Source organism: Streptomyces sp. NPDC018693 (genome assembly GCF_044391385.1).
Lineage (GTDB): Bacteria > Actinomycetota > Actinomycetes > Streptomycetales > Streptomycetaceae > Streptomyces.
In genome coordinates, this window is the sequence record NZ_JBIRZZ010000005.1 from 467111 (window position 1) to 483539 (window position 16429).

The 16429-nt window shown below is 71.9% G+C and carries 15 protein-coding genes and 1 pseudogene; 10 read left to right on the plus strand and 6 right to left on the minus strand.

Translation table 11 applies throughout. From position 1 onward, the window contains the following. Positions 1 to 7: 7 nt before the first annotated feature. Both ACH5AC_RS17155 and ACH5AC_RS17160 read right to left on the minus strand, forming a co-directional pair. Complete coding sequence (locus tag ACH5AC_RS17155) at positions 8 to 1957, minus strand: ferrous iron transporter B (protein ID WP_398862641.1); 1950 nt, start codon at positions 1955 to 1957, stop codon at positions 8 to 10. Continuing rightward, positions 1954 to 2244 (minus strand): ferrous iron transport protein A, encoded by a 291-nt coding sequence (locus tag ACH5AC_RS17160; protein WP_398862642.1) that lies wholly within the window; start codon positions 2242 to 2244, stop codon positions 1954 to 1956. Before ACH5AC_RS17160 ends, ACH5AC_RS17155 begins: the two co-directional genes overlap by 4 nt. A 211-nt stretch (positions 2245 to 2455) precedes the next feature. Here ACH5AC_RS17160 and ACH5AC_RS17165 point away from each other — a divergent pair. Continuing rightward, positions 2456 to 3057, plus strand: a pseudogene (locus tag ACH5AC_RS17165) (TSUP family transporter); the annotation flags it as partial. Positions 3058 to 3076: 19 nt separating this feature from the next. On the opposite strand, the gene ACH5AC_RS17170 reads toward ACH5AC_RS17165, so the two are convergent. Continuing rightward, positions 3077 to 3364, minus strand: coding sequence for a metal-sensitive transcriptional regulator (locus ACH5AC_RS17170; protein ID WP_398862644.1), 288 nt, complete (start codon positions 3362 to 3364; stop codon positions 3077 to 3079). A gap of 84 nt (positions 3365 to 3448) precedes the next feature. Between ACH5AC_RS17170 and ACH5AC_RS17175 the strand changes: the two genes are divergently transcribed. Further along, positions 3449 to 4036: a rhodanese-like domain-containing protein gene (locus tag ACH5AC_RS17175; RefSeq protein ID WP_398862645.1), complete on the plus strand. Its 588-nt coding sequence runs from the start codon at positions 3449 to 3451 to the stop codon at positions 4034 to 4036. 22 nt (positions 4037 to 4058) lie between these two features. On the opposite strand, the gene ACH5AC_RS17180 is transcribed toward ACH5AC_RS17175, so the two are convergent. Then, entirely contained in the window at positions 4059 to 4316 is a 258-nt protein-coding gene (locus ACH5AC_RS17180) for a hypothetical protein (RefSeq protein WP_398862646.1), read from the minus strand. 539 nt (positions 4317 to 4855) lie between these two features. Here ACH5AC_RS17180 and ACH5AC_RS17185 point away from each other — a divergent pair. The 4 genes from ACH5AC_RS17185 to ACH5AC_RS17200 all read left to right on the plus strand — a co-directional run bounded on the left by ACH5AC_RS17185 (position 4856) and on the right by ACH5AC_RS17200 (position 9987). Then, a complete protein-coding gene (locus ACH5AC_RS17185) occupies positions 4856 to 5812 on the plus strand; it encodes a LysR family transcriptional regulator (RefSeq protein WP_398862647.1) in 957 nt (318 codons plus the stop codon). Between the two features lie 165 nt (positions 5813 to 5977). Further along, complete coding sequence (locus ACH5AC_RS17190) at positions 5978 to 7909, plus strand: collagenase (protein ID WP_398862648.1); 1932 nt, start codon at positions 5978 to 5980, stop codon at positions 7907 to 7909. A 348-nt stretch (positions 7910 to 8257) separates the two neighbouring features. Next, on the plus strand, positions 8258 to 9847 hold the full coding sequence (locus tag ACH5AC_RS17195; RefSeq protein WP_398862704.1) for a hypothetical protein: 1590 nt from the start codon (positions 8258 to 8260) through the stop codon (positions 9845 to 9847). Continuing rightward, a complete protein-coding gene (locus ACH5AC_RS17200; protein WP_398862649.1) occupies positions 9844 to 9987 on the plus strand; it encodes a hypothetical protein in 144 nt (47 codons plus the stop codon). Before ACH5AC_RS17195 ends, ACH5AC_RS17200 begins: the two co-directional genes overlap by 4 nt. Before the next feature lie 28 nt (positions 9988 to 10015). On the opposite strand, the gene ACH5AC_RS17205 is transcribed toward ACH5AC_RS17200, so the two are convergent. Then, positions 10016 to 10159, minus strand: coding sequence for a hypothetical protein (locus ACH5AC_RS17205; protein WP_398862650.1), 144 nt, complete (start codon positions 10157 to 10159; stop codon positions 10016 to 10018). 127 nt (positions 10160 to 10286) lie between these two features. Here ACH5AC_RS17205 and ACH5AC_RS17210 point away from each other — a divergent pair, with 127 nt between their 5' ends. Beyond that, entirely contained in the window at positions 10287 to 10805 is a 519-nt protein-coding gene (locus tag ACH5AC_RS17210; protein ID WP_398862651.1) for a DUF6584 family protein, read from the plus strand. Positions 10806 to 10880: 75 nt separating this feature from the next. Here ACH5AC_RS17210 and ACH5AC_RS17215 read toward each other — a convergent pair whose 3' ends face one another. Then, the gene (locus ACH5AC_RS17215; RefSeq protein WP_398862652.1) at positions 10881 to 11228 is read right to left on the minus strand and encodes a hypothetical protein; all 348 of its coding nucleotides are present in this window, start codon (positions 11226 to 11228) and stop codon (positions 10881 to 10883) included. Between the two features lie 91 nt (positions 11229 to 11319). On the opposite strand from ACH5AC_RS17215, the gene ACH5AC_RS17220 reads away from it, so the two are divergent. The 3 genes from ACH5AC_RS17220 to ACH5AC_RS17230 all read left to right on the plus strand — a co-directional run bounded on the left by ACH5AC_RS17220 (position 11320) and on the right by ACH5AC_RS17230 (position 16402). Next, the gene (locus ACH5AC_RS17220; RefSeq protein ID WP_398862653.1) at positions 11320 to 11907 is read left to right on the plus strand and encodes a hypothetical protein; all 588 of its coding nucleotides are present in this window, start codon (positions 11320 to 11322) and stop codon (positions 11905 to 11907) included. Positions 11908 to 12148: 241 nt separating this feature from the next. Further along, positions 12149 to 13186: a UDP-glucose 4-epimerase GalE gene (gene galE / locus ACH5AC_RS17225; RefSeq protein ID WP_398862705.1), complete on the plus strand. Its 1038-nt coding sequence runs from the start codon at positions 12149 to 12151 to the stop codon at positions 13184 to 13186. 195 nt (positions 13187 to 13381) lie between these two features. Further along, positions 13382 to 16402: a putative bifunctional diguanylate cyclase/phosphodiesterase gene (locus tag ACH5AC_RS17230; protein ID WP_398862654.1), complete on the plus strand. Its 3021-nt coding sequence runs from the start codon at positions 13382 to 13384 to the stop codon at positions 16400 to 16402. Positions 16403 to 16429 lie beyond the last annotated feature (27 nt).

Here is a 16429-nt window from a genome sequence, read left to right on the forward strand (position 1 = left end):
GGCCGCCTCACCCGCCCAGCGCCGCGGTGACCGACTTCGCCGCGTACGCCAACAGCCAGGCCAGGCCGGTCAGATAGCCGAACGCGATCGCGGGCCACCGCCAGGTGCCGGTCTCCCGGCGGATCACCGCCACCGTGGCCATGCACTGCAACGCGTACGCGAAGTAGACGAGGAGAGCGGCGATCACCGGCGGTGTGAAGACCCGTTGCCCGGCCCGCGGACCGTCGGGGTACGTCATGTCGCGCAGCGCCCGCGCCGGGTCCTCGGGGTTCTCGGCGGCGGTGACCTGTCCGAGGGTGGCGACGAACGTCTCCCGTGCCGACTGGGCCGACAGCACACCGACGTTGACGCGCCAGTCGAAGCCCAGCGGGTCGAAGACGGGACCGACCAGCCGCCCCAGACCGGCGGCGTAGCTGTGGTCCACGGTGTAGGCGGACACGGCCGCCGAGTCGGTCGTGTCGACGCCGGCCGCCCGCATCTGCGCGGCCGAGTGCAGCGGCAGGTTCAGCAGCAGCCACAGCCCGAGGGTGGTGGCCACGATGACCGTGGTGCACTTGCGCAGGAAGGCCCGCGCGGCCGACCACATCGCCATCAGCACCGCACGCGGCGCGGGCAGCCGGTACGGCGGCATCTCCATGTGGAACGGCACCGGCGCACCCCGCCGGTCGCCGAGCTTCTTGAACACCCAGGCCGCCACCATGGCCGAGACGGCACCGAGCAGGTACAGGCCGAACATGACCACGCCCTGCGCGCCGAACGGCCCGATCCGGTCGGACGGGTCGACGAGCAGCCCGATGAGCAGGACGTAGACCGGCAGCCGGGCCGAACAGGTCATCAGCGGCGCCGCCATCATCGTCGCGATCCGGTCCCTGGCCGACGGCAGCGTACGGGTCGCCATGACGCCGGGGATCGCGCAGGCGAACGACGACAGCAGCGCCACGAACGCGCGCCCCTCCAGCCCGGCCCGGGCCATCACCCGGTCCATCAGGAACGCGGCCCGCGCCATGTAACCGACGCCTTCGAGCAGCGCGAGCAGCAGGAACAGCAACAGGATCTGCGGCACGAACACCAGCACTCCGCCGACACCGCCGATGAGGGCGTCACCGAGCAGACTGGCGAGCCACGGACTGCCGACACGGTCGGCGACCAGACCCGCCAGCCGTCCGAACAGCGACTCCACGCCGTCCTGCAGCGGGGCGGCCAGCGTGAAGACGGTCTGGAAGAACAGCATCATCACCGCGAAGAACACGAGCGTGCCCCACCAGGGGTGCAGCAGCACGGCGTCGACACGCCGGGTCACACGATGGCGCTCCGGGGCCCGGTAGTCGGCGAAGGCGAGCACCGACTCCGCCCAGGCGTCCCGCTCGGCCGGATCCGCGGGCGGCGCCAGCACCGGAACCGGCCAGTCCCGCCACCCGGCCAGCCGTTCACGCAGTCCTACGATGCCATGGCCGCGGTGGGCGACCACCGCTTCCACCGGCACACCCAGCGCCTCGGCGAGCGCGTCGACGTCGAGACGACCTTGGCGGCGGGCGAGTTCATCGGTGAACGTGACCACCACACAGGTGGGCAGGCCACGGGCGAGGACCTGCGCCACGAGCCCCAGCGAGCGGCGCAGGGTGGTGGCGTCCACCACGACCAGCAGCGCGTCCGGCGGAGCCGTGCCCGCCAGCCGGCCGTCGAGGGCGTCGACGAGGATCCGCTCGTCCGGGCTGATCGGGTCCAGGCTGTAGGTGCCGGGCAGATCCTCGACCACACACGTGCGCCCGCCGGCCCGGCAGGTGCCGACCGACCGGGAGACGGTCACGCCGGGGTAGTTGCCGGTCTTGGCGTTGAGGCCGGTGAGACCGTTGAAGACGCTGCTCTTGCCCGAGTTGGGGCTGCCGACCAGGGCGATGCGCGGCGCGCCGGCCGTGGTCGTGCGCTCACCGCCGGCGCCGTGGCAGTCCGCGGTCACCGATGCGGCCCGCTCATGCGCACCCGGGCGGCCTGCGCCCGGCGCAGGCAGACCTCGTAGTCCTTGACCCGGTAGACGACCGGGTCGCGCAGCGGTGCCCGGCGCACCACCTCCACCACCGTCCCGGGCGTGAACCCGAGGTCCCCGAGCCGACGAGCCAGCTCCGGTGCCCCGTCCGCGACGACCGCGACGACCGTGGCCCGGTCCCCGGGCGCCAACTCGTCCAGGGCACACCCGGCGCCCTCCCGCGCCACGGCCGCCGTCCGGGCCTCCACGCCACCACGCATCCGCGCCTCCCTCAACGCCAGTAAGGGAAGCCTAACTTCAGCGATCACGCCTGCCGGGGTCCTCCAGACCCGGATCGAGGGACCACCGGGCCCTTCCACCGACGGCCACGCCGCCCCCGGAGCCGGGGTGCGTGGTGTCGGGGGTGACCCGGAGGGGTGGGCCGGGGTAGCCCCCGAAAGCACCGGTGGGCGCCGGCGCGATCGCCTCGCGCCGGTCACGCCCGTCACCGTGTCCGCCGTCGTCACGGTCACCTCGGCCACCGCCCTGTTCGCGCACGCCCGCGACGGACACGTCCGATGGCGTACGGGGCTGCTGTTCGCGGTCGGGGGCATCGGCCCGGCGATCCTGGGCGGCGCGCTCGCCGGGCGCCTCCCGGAGGCCGCGCTGACGGCGGCGTTCGCCGCGCTCCGTGCGGATCGGCCGGGCCCCGGACACCGTCGCGCCGGTGCGGCCGGGCCGGGCGGCGGCCGCGGGGGCCGGGCTCGGCGACGTCACCGGCGTCCTCGGGGGTCGGCGGCGGCCTTCTCGCCGTAGCGGCGCTGGTGGGCGTGCTCGGCCTGCGCATGCGTCAGGCGGTGGGCACCAGCCTGCTGGCCATCACCGTCAACGCGCTGGCCGCGCCGGCCGCGCGCGTCGGCACGGTCGACCGACTGGACCGGGCGGTCGTCGCGCGGTTCGTCGGCGCCGCGATCCTCGGCGCGTGGGACGGGAAACGGCCGGCGGCCAAGGTCTCCGGGCCCACGCTCCAGCGCGTCTTCGCCCTGGCCCTGCTGGCAGTGGACGCGCTCATGCTGGTCGACGCGGCGGTGTGAGGTGTGCCACGCCGCCCGCTCACGCCAGCGACAGGAACAGCTTCTCCAGCCGGGCGCGCATCTCCGCCGTGTCCTCACCGTTCTTGCGGCCGGACTCCATGTCCGCCACGCACTGCTGCAGACCGGTGGCGATGATCGCGAACCCGGCCCGGTCGAGCGCGCGCGAGGCCGCGGCGAGCTGCGTGACCACGTCCTCGCAGTCACGGCCCTCCTCGATCATCCGGATCACACCGGAGATCTGGCCCTGCGCCCGGCGAAGCCGGTTCAGCACGGCCTTCAGGTCCGCACCCTCGAGCTCCAGTTCCACGATCACTCCTCGCGAAGAAATACCCCTAGGGGTAATGTACGTCCCGGTTCGGGACACGTCGACGAACAAAGGATCACACCTGCCATGGTCAATTCCCCCACCCCCGCCACCCTCGGTGCCGACCAGGCCCGCACCCGGCTGCACGAACTCACCGTCATCGACGTCCGCACACCCGCCGAGTACGCCTCCGGTCACCTCCCCGGCGCGCTGAACATCCCCCTGGACCAGGTCCGCCGCGCCCTGCCGGAGATCCGGCACGCCGCCGAGCGCGGTGACGTCCTCGTCGTCTGCGCCTCCGGGGCCCGCTCCGAGAACGCCTGCAGGATGCTGGCCGAACAGGGCATCCCCACCGCCACGCTCGCCGGCGGCACCGGAGCCTGGGCCGCCGGGGGACACGACCTGGACCAGCCCGCCGCCTGCGACACCCGGTCCGGCTGGAGCATGGAACGCCAGGTGCGCTTCACCGCCGGCGCGCTGGTCCTGCTCGGCCTCGTCCTCGGTCTCCTGGTGCACCCGGCCTTCCAGCTGCTGTCGGCGGGCATCGCGGGCGGTCTCGTCTTCTCCGCGCTCACGAACACCTGCGGCATGGCCGTCGTGCTGGGCAAGCTGCCCCACAACCGCCCGCGCGCGGCCGACCTGGACGCCGCGCTCGCGACCCTGCGCGGCCGCTGAGCCCGCCGCTCCGGAGCCCGTACTACGACCGCCCGACGTGCTCGGCGACACGGGCGTGCCGGAGGAGCAGCCGGGCCAGGTCGCGCGCTTCGTCCGCGGTGAGCGCCGCCCACACCCCGGGCTCATCGCCCTGGTCCCGGCCCACGTCCAGGGCGACCCGGCTGATGGGCCGGTCCGCGGGCGCGAGCCGCAGGCACCGCACGGCGATCCTGCGCCCGCAGGCGGTCACGAGAGAGGTGCCCTCCGCGGCCGGGGGCCGGTCATGTCCTGTCGTCGCCATCGCTCTCCACACTCCTCCGGTTCACATACCCTCGCGGGTATCAGGAGCAGCGCTGACCGGCACGGAAATGTTCCCCGGTCGGCCGGGTCCGCGGGCGCCTTCCGAAAGCGTCAGGTTCTTCAAGGAGACATGAGGGAGCCCGCCAGGGCCGTACGGCCCTGGCGGGCGTGGCGGGCGCCGTGATGAGCTGAACGCGACGGGGAGGGCCCACAGGGCGCGGAGAAGCAGGGGATGGCTGCGCACCGCGCGATCAGGGACCACGAGAAGTGGTCGGAGCCCTCCCCGTCGAACGCGCCCCGGTCTGGAACGTGCCTCGGTTGCCCAGACGCTGTCCGCGGAGCCGCCGCCGCAGTCCACCCGGTCGTTGCCCATGACGGTTCGCGCACATCTGATGACGCCTACGCGTGTCGCACGCATGCTCGATATCGAGGGCTTGCCGAGAACGTGGCGCAGCCCCGCCTTGTGCGGACGACGGCGTGATGGAACCCTTCCTGACCGCTGGACACGGGACACGAGGGAACGGACGGGGGAGCGGGCGGATGGAGCTGGAGCTGCGGCATCTGCGGGTGGTGTGCGCGGTGGCCGACGCCGGCAGCGTGGGCCGGGCCGCGGCCGACCTGGGCTACACCCAGCCGGCCGTCAGCACCCAACTCCGGCGCATCGAACGCCACTTCGGCGAGCCCCTCTTCGTGCGCGGCGCGACCGGCGTACGGCCGACCCCGTACGGCAGGGAGGTCGTCGCGCAGGCGCGCGACGTCCTGGCCCGCGCCGCCGCGATCGGCCGCCGTCCGGCCGACGCGGCGCGGGCGCGGCGCCCGCTGCGGGTCGCGGCCACCAACTCCCCGGTGCTGTCCGGCATGGTGTCACGGCTCCGGGCCCGGCTGCCGGACCTGCCGGTCGCGGTGAGCAGCGTGTACGCCTCCTCACGGATCGTCGAACTGCTGGAGGAGGGCACGGTGGACGCGGCCGTCGCCGCGGACTACCCGGGAATGGAGCTGCGGCACTCGGACGCGGTCACCCATCGCGGGATCGCCACCGAGCCCACCTTCGTGGCGCTGCCTTCCCGGCACCGGCTGGCACGGCGCGCCCAGGTGCCGCTCGCCGAGCTGGCCGACGACGCCTGGTTCGTGACGCCGGACGACGGGGCGGGCTGGCCCGGCGTCTTCTACACGGCGTGCGAGGCGGCCGGCTTCGCCCCGGTGGCGGTGCACGAGTTCCTCGGCGACCAGACGCAGTTGCAGCGCATGATCGCCGACGGCCTCGGTGTGTCCCTCGTCCAGGCCACACTGCGCCCGATCCCGGACGTGGTGATCAGACCGCTCGCCGGAACGCCCCTGTGGTGTCGCTACGTACTGACGTGGCGGCGCGACGCCGTCGCCGAGGACGTGGCGGACGCGCTGTTCCGGTCGGCGACGGCCGCGTACCGCGAACTCGCGGACATCTCCCCGCACCTGCGGCTCTGGGCGGACCGCACCCGCAGCGCGAGCGGCGTGTAGTCCGGCCGCCACCACGGGTCTTATGGCTGTTCGGCGCCCGGCTGTTATGGCTGGTCGACGCCATGTGCTATGTCACACGGCATTGTGCCGGCGGGCCCCCGTTGAGACGGTGCCGCACACGCCTCACCACCCCTTCGAGGCGCAGCCACCCGTGGAGGAGACCCGATGCGCAACCGCTTGGCGCTGCCCCGACGCACGGCCGGCGCCTTCGCCGTCTGCGTCACGGCCGTCGGCCTGCTGTCGGCACCGGCGACGGCGGCACCCCCGGCCCAGGACGGCGCCGGCCGGGTGACCGTGACCCGGACGGTGACCTCGACCCCGCCGCCGTCCGGCCCGAACACGAACGCCACCACCGACCGTCCCGCCGTACAGGACCGCCCCCTCACCGCGGACCGACTGCGGCCCCAGAGACCGACGTCCACGCCCCTCCGCCCGCACACCGAGCCCAGGACGGCCGCCTCCTGCGATCCCGCCGCCTTCGGCAGCCGGACGGGGACCGCCCTCGTCGCCTTCGTCAAGGCCGCGACCACCGACTGCGTCAACACCCTCTTCGCGGTCACCGGCACCGACGCGCACCGCGTCTTCCGGCAGCCCCAGATGGTCACCGTCGCCCGCGCCTTCCAGCAGGAGGCGCGCCGCTACCGCGGTGACAACACCTCACGGATCCAGCAGCTCGTACTCTTTCTGCGCGCCGGCTACTACGTGCAGTTCAACCACCCCGCCGACGTCGGTCCCTACGGCACCCGCCTGACCCGGGCCACCACCGGCGCCCTCGACGCCTTCTTCGCCAACCGCCGCTCCCAGGACGTCACCCCGGCCAACGGCGACATCCTGAGCGAGGCCGTCGTCCTCACCGACAGCGCCGACCAGCAGGCCCGCTACCTCAAGGTCTACCAGCGACTCCTCGAAAGCTACGACAGCTCCTACGACGGCATCGCCGGCATGATCGCGGCCGTCAACAGCGTCCACACCCCGCTCTGGCGCGGCAACTGGAACCCGCGCTACGTGGCCGCGGTCACCGCCGACCCGGGCATCGCCCGCACCCTGCACGCCTTCGCGCTCGAACACCTGGACCTGCTCGGGACCGACCGCGCCCACCTCAACTCCAACGCCGGGACGAACCTCGCCCGCTACGTCGAACACCCGGCGCTGCGCGACACCGTCCGCCCGCTGGCCAAGAACCTCCTGGACGCCTCACGGATCACCGGTCCCACCGCCGCACTGTGGGTCGCGGTCGCCACCCAGACCGACCACTACGACCGCCCCCACTGCTCCTACTACGACATCTGCGACCTGCCCGGCCGCCTGTCCAGAGCGGTCCTGCCGATCACCCACCCCTGCGACGCGTCCCGCACCATCCGGGCCCAGGCCCTCACCGCGGCCGAACTGGCCGCCGTATGCGCGAACATCCTCGGCCAGGACGCCTACTTCCACGACCTCGTGAGGGACGACGGCCCCATACCCGACCAGTACCTGTCGACCGTCCACCTCGTCGTCTTCGCCAGCCGCGCCGACTACCGCACCTACGCCGGAGCGATGTTCGGCGTCAGCACCGACAACGGCGGCATCACCCTGATCGGGAACCCGTCCGACCCCGCCAACCAGCCCCTCGCCCTCATGTACCAGAAGAAGCACGACGACAGCCACACGGCCGGGATCTGGAACCTCAACCACGAGTACACGCACTACCTCGACGCCCGCTACAACTTGAAGGGCGACTTCACCCAGCAGACCTCCGTCCCGGACGTCTGGTGGATCGAGGGCGTCGCCGAGTACGTCTCCTACGGCTACCGCGGCCTGCCCGACGAGCAGGCCATCACGGAGGCCGGCAAGCACACGTACCGGCTGAGCACCCTGTTCCAGAACACCTACGCCAACAGCGACGTGATCCGCACCTACCCCTGGGGCTACCTCGCGGTGCGCTACATGGCCGAGCGGCACCCGGAGGACATCCAGCGCATCCTCGACCACTTCCGCGCCGGGGACTACGCGGGCGGACACGCCGTCTACACCACCGACATCGGCACCCGCTACGACACCGACTTCGACCAGTGGCTCACCGCCTGCGCCACCGGAGCCTGTGAACGAGGTCAGTGACCACCCGTGCACAAGCCGCTCCGTCCCCCACCCACCGAGCGCACAAGACTTCCGGACCACGAGCTCTGCCGGGCACCCCCGACCGCGTCATCGCCCAGTCCTACCGGCATGTACACCAACGAGGATCACCGTTGGACGTCCGGGGAAGTGGCGCACTGGGCACGCGGCACCCTCCCTGCGACCGGCTCCCGCGTCGAACACTGGCCGGACTCCGGCCACTACCTGCACGAGGAGCACATCGACCGCACGATCCGGCTCGTCGCGGACTGGGCGGGGCATGAGCGCGGTGAGGCCGTTCGAAAACGAGGTGTCGTAGGGGAGCCGCCCAGGCAGGATGCTCCTGTGAACCTGCATCCTGTGCTGTGCGGTCTCGCCGCCAACCCGGCCCTGCCGGGGGAACTGGTCGACCAGCTGATCGGCCTCGCCGGCGTCGAAGTCGCCGAAGTCCTGGCCGATCGCGCAGATCTCAGCCGGGCACAGGCCGTCGCTCTGGCTCTGCGCGTCCCGGACACCGCGGTCCAGCTGGCCCACAAGACCAGGCTGACCTGCGCCGACGTCGATCCCGAGACCCGACCGGATGCCGCGCTCGCCCTCCTCGACGAGGGCGCCGGCACCCCCGAGTGGGCACGCCGCTTCGCGACGGACCCGGTCGTCGAGCACCGGGAGAAGCTGGCCGCATGTCCTGACCTTCCGCCCGATGTGGTGGAGACCCTCGCCTCCGACGCCGACGTACGGGTCGTCACGGAACTCGCCCTGTGGGCGCCGCCGGAGACAGCCGCCCGGCTCGCGGCGCACCCGCACGCGGAGGTCCGTAGCGCGGTGGCCGCCAACGAACGCACGCCACCGGCCGTACTGGCGGCGCTGATCACGGGGGCGGACTTGCCCCCGGCACGCGGATGCCTGGTCTGCGACCGTGAGCGGATTCCCTTCAGGCACGACCCGAACTGCCCGCGGACCGACTGCGATCTGCCGCCGAACGCGTCGTGCGACGGCTCCCACGAGTCGACCCTGCACAACATGTACGCCAGGGCATTGCAAAACCCGGCCACCCCCGCCGCAGCCGCCATCGCCTTCGCCGACCACCCGTCGACGCTGCTGCGCCGCCTGCTGGCCGCCCGCCCCGGCCTGCCACCGGCGGTGTACGAGCGACTCGCCCGCGATCCCGCCCCCGGCGTCCGCGCCGAACTCGCGGAGAACGCCGGGCTCGACGAGCCCCTGATCCGCGCCCTGGCCACCGACCGGAGCGACGACGTGCAGCGCGGGCTCGCGCACCATCCGCACGTGCCGCTCGACGTGCTCGCGGACCTGACCGGCGCCACCAGAATCGGCCCGACCCTGCTGCCGCGGATCGCCGCCGCCACGCTCTCCGAGATCAGGGAGCTGGCCACCTCACCGAATCCGACGCTACGGATGCTCGTGGCCGCCCGCCGCGATCTGCCGCCCGAGATCCGGGACACGCTCGCCACGGACCCCGACGCGAAGGTACTCGCCTCCATCGCACCGCACCCCGGCCTCTGCGACGCCCGGCTGCGCGCCATGACCGACCGGCACGGAGCCCGGGTCGCCGCGAAGGCGGCGGCCAACCCTGACGCGTCACCGGCGCTGCTGCACGACCTGACCCGGCATCAGCCGCCGGTCCGCAAGGCGCTGCGCGAGATCGCCCGCCACCGCAACGCGACGGCCTCCGCGCTGCTCCCGTGCCTGGCGGACCCACGGGCCCGCCCCTTGGCCGCCGCCCATCCGGCACTGCCACCGCCCACCATCGTCGAACTCCTCGCCGACGCCGAAGACCACGTGGCGGAAGCCGCCGCCACCAACCCGTCCCTCCCGCCGACCGTCATGTCACACCTGGTGTCACAGGCGCACACCTTGGCCGGCCGCGGCGAGACCGAAGACGGATTTCCCGGCACCGGTGGCCTTCCTGACTTGGCTGTGTGACGACGACCGACACCACCGCCCCCGACCTGGCACGCGGGACGATGCTCCTGCTCATCGTCGTGTCCGAGGCGACGGTGAGCCCGCGCCGGTCGACGGTGACCCGGACACTGGCGGCCGACGGCAGCGGGGGAGCCGGTTAGGCGGGGGCCGGGCGCGGCCCGGAGCCGATCAGCCACCGGACCAGAGCGCCGGTGGCACCGGGTCCAGGACATCCGAGTTGACGACGACGGTGGCGGCCAGCGGATACCCGAGCGCGACGGCCCATGAAGCCGTCGGCCCGGCCGTCAGGACGCCTCTGCGCAGGCGGCTCATCCGAACCCCCCTAGACCGACTGTTCGCGTTGCAATAGAACAACAACGGGAGGGGGAAAACGGGGAAACCAGGAACGAGCGGGCAAAACGGGCCGACGAGGGCGACATCCGTACCCGATCATGCGTTCATGGCGCTGAGAGACACCCTTGACCGAGTCGACGCGGACCTGGCCGCAGGCCGGATACCCGTCGCCCGCCAGCGCCTGCGCGGCCTGGTGTCGTCCTTTCCGGACGACCTGACCCTGCGCCGCCGCCTGGCCGAGATCTACCGCCTCTACGGTGAGCCCGCGGAGGCCGGTCGCTGGATGTACCTCGAAGCGGACCGGGACCCGGCGGAGACCACCGCCTTCGAGACGCGGTACCCCACAGCTCCGCAGCGCATGCGCGCCCTCGCCTGGCACGGCCCCGAGTCGCTCGCGGCAACGGCCTTCGCCGGAGAGCAACTCGCGGCCGTGCGCACGGCCTGCTCCGACGCCCTGGGGCGCCCCGTCGACTGGGACTCGGTCCCGGCCGAGGCGGAGGAGGACAGCGGACGGAACACCTTCACCGGCTTCCTGGCAGGGGCCGGATGCCTGGTCGCGGTCGTCGCGTTCCTGGCGATCTGGGTGGCCGGACTCACCAGCCTGTACGACGCCCTCTTCGGCTGACCAGAAGGCCGGGCGATCCGCAGGTCACCGCAGTCCCTGACCCGGCTCATGCCCTTGAGGGCCATTCCTGTCTTCTCAGATGCCGAGTGAGGCCATCTCGATCGCTGACCGGTGGTTGGCCGCGCTGGTGACCACACAGGCGCGGTAGGTCCGGTTGTCCTTCACGGCGAGGAAATAATCGCGGAGGTTCTTCCAGTGACTGACGAGGTAGCCGAGTCCCGGGACGAAGCCGGGCGGACGCGGTACGAGGGAGAACCTCTCGCTGCAACGCAGGATCTGCCCCGTAACCGTCGACAGGACGTCAGCGACCTCGGAGTTCATGTTCCATCCGGCCGCCAGTTCCGGCGTCCAGATCACCCCGGCCAATTCCCGCAGTCGCTCCTGCTCCTGCGGGGTCGGATCGCTCAGAGCCCCCGCCGCCACGGACACCGGTGCGGTCGGCGGTCTGCTCCTCGCCGCCCGACGCGTGCGGCAACGCGCCACTCCAGGGCCTGGCACCTGTCAGTGTGAGGGCGTGACAAAGACTGGTACGGCAGATGTGTTTGAGGCCGGACGCCGCGGCAGGCGCGGAGATCTCCATGCGTATCGGGTGCGCGGGCTCGGTCGCAGCGTGGTGGTTCTGTGGATCGGTGGCGAGGGCGACGAACTTGATCAGGTGGTGGCGTTGCCGGAGGCTGATCGCTGCCGGGTGCCGGTGTTCCTGACGGTTCGCCAGGCACGCGTGTATGCGAGCCGACGGGGGCGGAGGCTGGCCACTTCTGAGGCCGACATTCTGGAACTCGTCCGTGTCCAGCAGTGGCTGGAGGACCCGACGCGTCGGCGCGTTCCCTCGGGTGCGGTGCTGGAGGCTTGGAACTTCTTCGAGGATCTGGCCCGAGGACTCGGCGGGGTCCACCTGCTGCCCCCGCAGAGCGAGGTGCATGACAGCGCCTACGAGAAGCTGTTCGGAGATGAGTGCGCCGCATGGACTCCCGCGGAGCAACGCGCGGCACTGGAACTGATCAGGGCGGGAGTGGAGCTGTGGAACACCTGCCCAGTGATCGTGAAGCCCGGTTCGAGCACCGTCTTCGGCCACGGACGGGCCGCACCTGCGGTCTTGTGATGCGTGCACCGGTTGGCTCACTGAGGCGCTTTGTGGGCAGCTTCGGCCTCGGGGACACACCGGCCCCGCATGCCCCGATCGAGGCACGCGGCGTCTTGACTACCGCGAGGCCCGGGAGCAAAGTGGAGCATATACGGCGTAAACGTACAAGGTAGGACATGGATGGTAGGGCGGGTGAGGCGCGGTGGACACAGAGCTGCGCCCGCGAGCCGGATCGGAGCCGGCGTGGGCCCCGTCGACGGTGCTCGTCACGGGCGGGGCCGGCTTCCTCGGCAGCCATACCTGCGTGGATCTCCTCGATCACGGCTACGAAGTGATCGTGATCGACAACTACGTCAACAGCAGGCCACAGGTCTTCGCCCGCGTGGAGCGCATAGCGGGCCGCTTCGTCGGCGCCGTCTACGAACTGGACATCCGTGATCGGCACGCCCTGTCGGCCGTCTTCGACCGACACTCCGTGGACGCCGTCGTGCACTTTGCCGCGCACAAGGCCACAGGGATGTCGACATGGATGCCCGTCCAGTTCCACGACACCAACGTCGGGGGCACGACCACCCTGCTGCGGGCCATGCAGGACCACGGGGTGCACCGGCTCGTGTATCCCTCGTCGTGCTCCGTCTACGGCGACGCCGGTCACGGGCCGCTCGACGAGACCACCCCCGCACGGCCCAGGACCCCCTACGCCGCCTCCAAATGGATCTGCGAGCAGATCCTCGCGGACGTCTGCCGGAGCCGCCCCGAGTACACCGTGATGTGTCTGCGCTACTCCACCCCCGCCGGGGCCCACCCCAGCGGACTGCTCGGCGAGGATCCCCGCCGCACAACCGACAACCTGATGCGGTACGCGGCCCAGGTGGCCAGCGGCCGTCGCGGGCGGCTAGGGATCTTCGGTGGCGACTATCCGACCCGGGACGGCACTCCCGTGCGGGACTATCTGCACGTCATGGACGCCGTTGAAGCGCACCGACTGGCCCTCGACCACCTCACCGACGGGCCGGGCATGCACATCTACAACCTGGGCGCCGGCCAGGGCAGCTCGGTCCTGGACGTGGTCGCCGCCTTCTCCCGGGCCAGCGGCAGACCCATCCCGTACGACGTCGAGCCCCGCCGCCCCGGCGACGTCGCCGAACTCGTCCCCGATCCGTCCGCCGTGCGGCACGCATGGGGCTGGCGCCCCCTGCGGGACCTCACCGAGATGTGCCGGGACGCCTGGCGCTTCCACCGGCTCAACCCGGATGGCTACGCCGACTCCGCCCGGCGGCCGGTGACGAGGCAGTAGCGCGCCACAGCGGCTCCCACCGGCCACGGGACGACATGCGGCGCGGCGACCCTCGTGCCTACGATCGAAGGAAGCCCCATGCGACGCGTACCGCGCACTTCGGCCTCCAGCGATTCGGGGTGCTTGCCCTTGTTGCCGGCCCGCCGCCTGATGGCCTGCCACATTGCGCTGGTCATCACCATAACCGGCGTATACATGACCGTCCCGGACCTGCGTGCGCCGCTGTGGGCCGTCATCGGCCTGGCAGGCGTCGCCGCCGTCGTGGCCGGTACGCATGTCCATCGGCCTGCGCACCGCTGGCCGTGGTGGGTGCTCGCGGCCGGACTGCTAGCCTTCGCGGCGGGCGGCACCTTGTACATCGTGCAGGAGGCGTACTTCCATGCGTCCGCCCCGGCCCGGCCCCCGTCCGACGCCTGCTACCTCGCCGCCTACCTCCTCTTCACCGCCGGGCTGTACGGCCTGGTGCGCCACCGCTGGGTGGGCCGCGATCTGCCCGGCCTTCTCGACGCACTGATCGTCACCGCCGGCCTCGCCCTGCCGGTGTGGGTCTACCTGGTGCAGCCGCTGGCCCGCCTGGAGAGTCCCGCCTGGCAGCGCGAAACCAGCATCATCTACCTGCTGGGGGACGTCCTGGTGCTGGCGATGCTGCTCCAGCTCCTCGCACCCCGTCCGGTGTCCGGCCGCAACCGTGCCGTCCTCCTGCTCGTTCTGGGCGCGTCCACGCTGCTCTGTGTCGACATCACCTACGGGATCCTGCAACTGAACGACACATGGCGGCCCGGCACCCTGCTCGGCACCGGCTGGATCGTCTTCTGTACCGCCTGGGGACTGGCCGCGCTGCACCCCTCCATGGCGCAGCTGACCGCGTCGCAGGCCCACGCCCAGTCCCTGCTGCCGCCCTGGCGCCGGCTCCTGCTGCTCACCGTGGCCAGTCTGATCCCGCCCGCGGTCCTGATCCACGAGGAGATGGCGGGCAGCGTGCACGACGCCACGGTGCTGGGCGCGTCGTCCGGTGCGCTGTTCGTACTGGTGATCCTGCGGCTCGCGTTGATGGTCGCCGCGTACCGCAAGGCCGTGGCACGGGAGCAGGCACTGCGCACGGCGGCCGCCTCACTGGTCGGGGCGTTCTGGCCCGAGGAGGTGGCCCACGCCTGCCAGGCGGCGGTCACCGCGCTGTTCGGACCGAAGGTCCGGCACGCGTCCATGGTCCTGTCGGCCCAGCACGCGCACGAGCTGTCCACTCGCCTGGCCAACGGTGAGCCTGCGCGGAGAGGACCTGGCTGCGTCACCCGGCACCGCAGCCTCATGGTGCCCGTCACCGCACTCGGGCCGGACATCACCGCACAGCTCGGGAACGTGCCGACAGCCCTGCTCTGCCCCATGGTCCGGCCCGGCCGGCCGGCCGGCAGCGAGACCTCCGGCCTGGTGCTCGCGGCGGGTCCCGAGCGGCATCTCGCCGAAATGCGCGGTTCGCTGGAGATCCTGGCCTCGCACGCGGCGCTGGCGGCGGAACGCATCGCACTGCGGCGGGAGATCACTCGCAAGGAGAGCGAGGCGTACTTCCGCACCCTGGTGCACAACGCGTCGGACGTCATCCTCATCGTCGACGACACGACCGTCCGGTACGCCAGCCCGTCCGCGCGTGCCGTGTTCGGCAGCGCCCGCCTGGTCGGGAGCGAACTGCAGGCACTGGTGGACTCCCGGGACCGGGAGCGGGTGAGCCGGACCCTGACGGCCCTGCTGAGCGAGGGACGGCAGGAGGCGCACGACCACTGGTGGGTGGTGCGGGACTCCGACCGCATCGAGGTGGAGGTGCGCTGCCGCGACCTGCGGCAGGACCGGACCGTGGGCGGTCTGGTCGTCACACTGCGGGACGTCACCGAGCAGCGCCGGCTGGAGCACGAGCTCACGCAGCGCGCCTTCCACGACTCCCTGACCGGACTGCCCAACCGCACGCTGCTGCTGGAGCGGACCCAGCGCGCGCTGCTGCGTGGTCGTCGGGAGTCGGCGATCACCTGTCTGCTCTTCATCGATCTGGACGACTTCAAGATCGTCAATGACACGCTCGGGCACCCGGCCGGAGACCAGTTGCTGCGCGCCGTGGCGGAGCGCCTGTCGGGGGCGCTGCGCCGGACCGACACGGCGGCGCGGCTCGGCGGCGACGAGTTCGCCGTGCTGATGGAGGACGCCAAGCAGCCCCTCGACGCCGAGCTGCTGGCCGCGCAGGTGATCCAGACCCTGAACCGGCCTTTCCAGCTGTCGGGGGACACGGTGAGCGTCTCCGCCAGCGTGGGCGTGGCCACGGCCCAGGACACCACGGACGCCGAGGAGCTCCTGGCCCTCTCGGACCTGGCCCTGTACGCCGCCAAGGCGGCCGGGAAACGGCAGTGGCGGCGCTTCCAGCCCCAGCAGCGCCTCCGTCTGGTGGAGCGCCACGACCTGCAGGCTCAGCTGGACGGAGCGATCGCCAGAGGGGAGTTCTCCCTGTGCTACCAGCCGGTCGTGGACATCGCCGGAGGTGAGGTGGTGGGTTTCGAGGCACTGGCCCGCTGGCCGCGGCTGTCCACCGGACCGGTCCCGCCGGGGCAGTTCATTCCCCTGGCCGAGGAGTCCGGGCGCATCTCGGGGCTGGGCGCCTGGGTGCTGCACCATGCCACCGCCGACATCGCCCGGCTGCAGCGACGTGTCCGGGTGCACTCACCGCCCTATCTCAGCGTCAACGTGTCCGCCCGGCAGTGGCAGGACATGAGCTTCCTGCACGAGGTGTGCGGCGCCCTGGACACCGCCCGGCTGGCTCCGGGCACGCTGCAACTGGAACTCACCGAGTCGGTGCTGATGCGGCGGACCGACCAGATCGACGCCCTGATCCGGGAGCTGAAGGGTGTGGGCGTGCGGATCGCGATCGACGACTTCGGCACGGGCTACGCCTCGCTGCGCTATCTCCGGGACTTCCCCATCGACGTACTGAAGATCGACAAAACTTATATCGACGACATATCACGGGACTCCCAGCAGATGGCCCTGGTCGAGGGGATCGTGCGCCTCGCCGACACCCTCGGGCTCGAGGTGATCGCCGAGGGGATCGAGGAACCGGAGCAGCGGGAGCTGCTGGCGGGCATCGGTTGCCGGTTCGGGCAGGGATTCCTGTTCGCCCGGCCGATGACGGTGGACGAGGGAGAGGCCGTCCTGCGGCACAGGGACCGTCGCGGCACCTGAGGGCATCCGGCGCCGCCGATGGCCGGA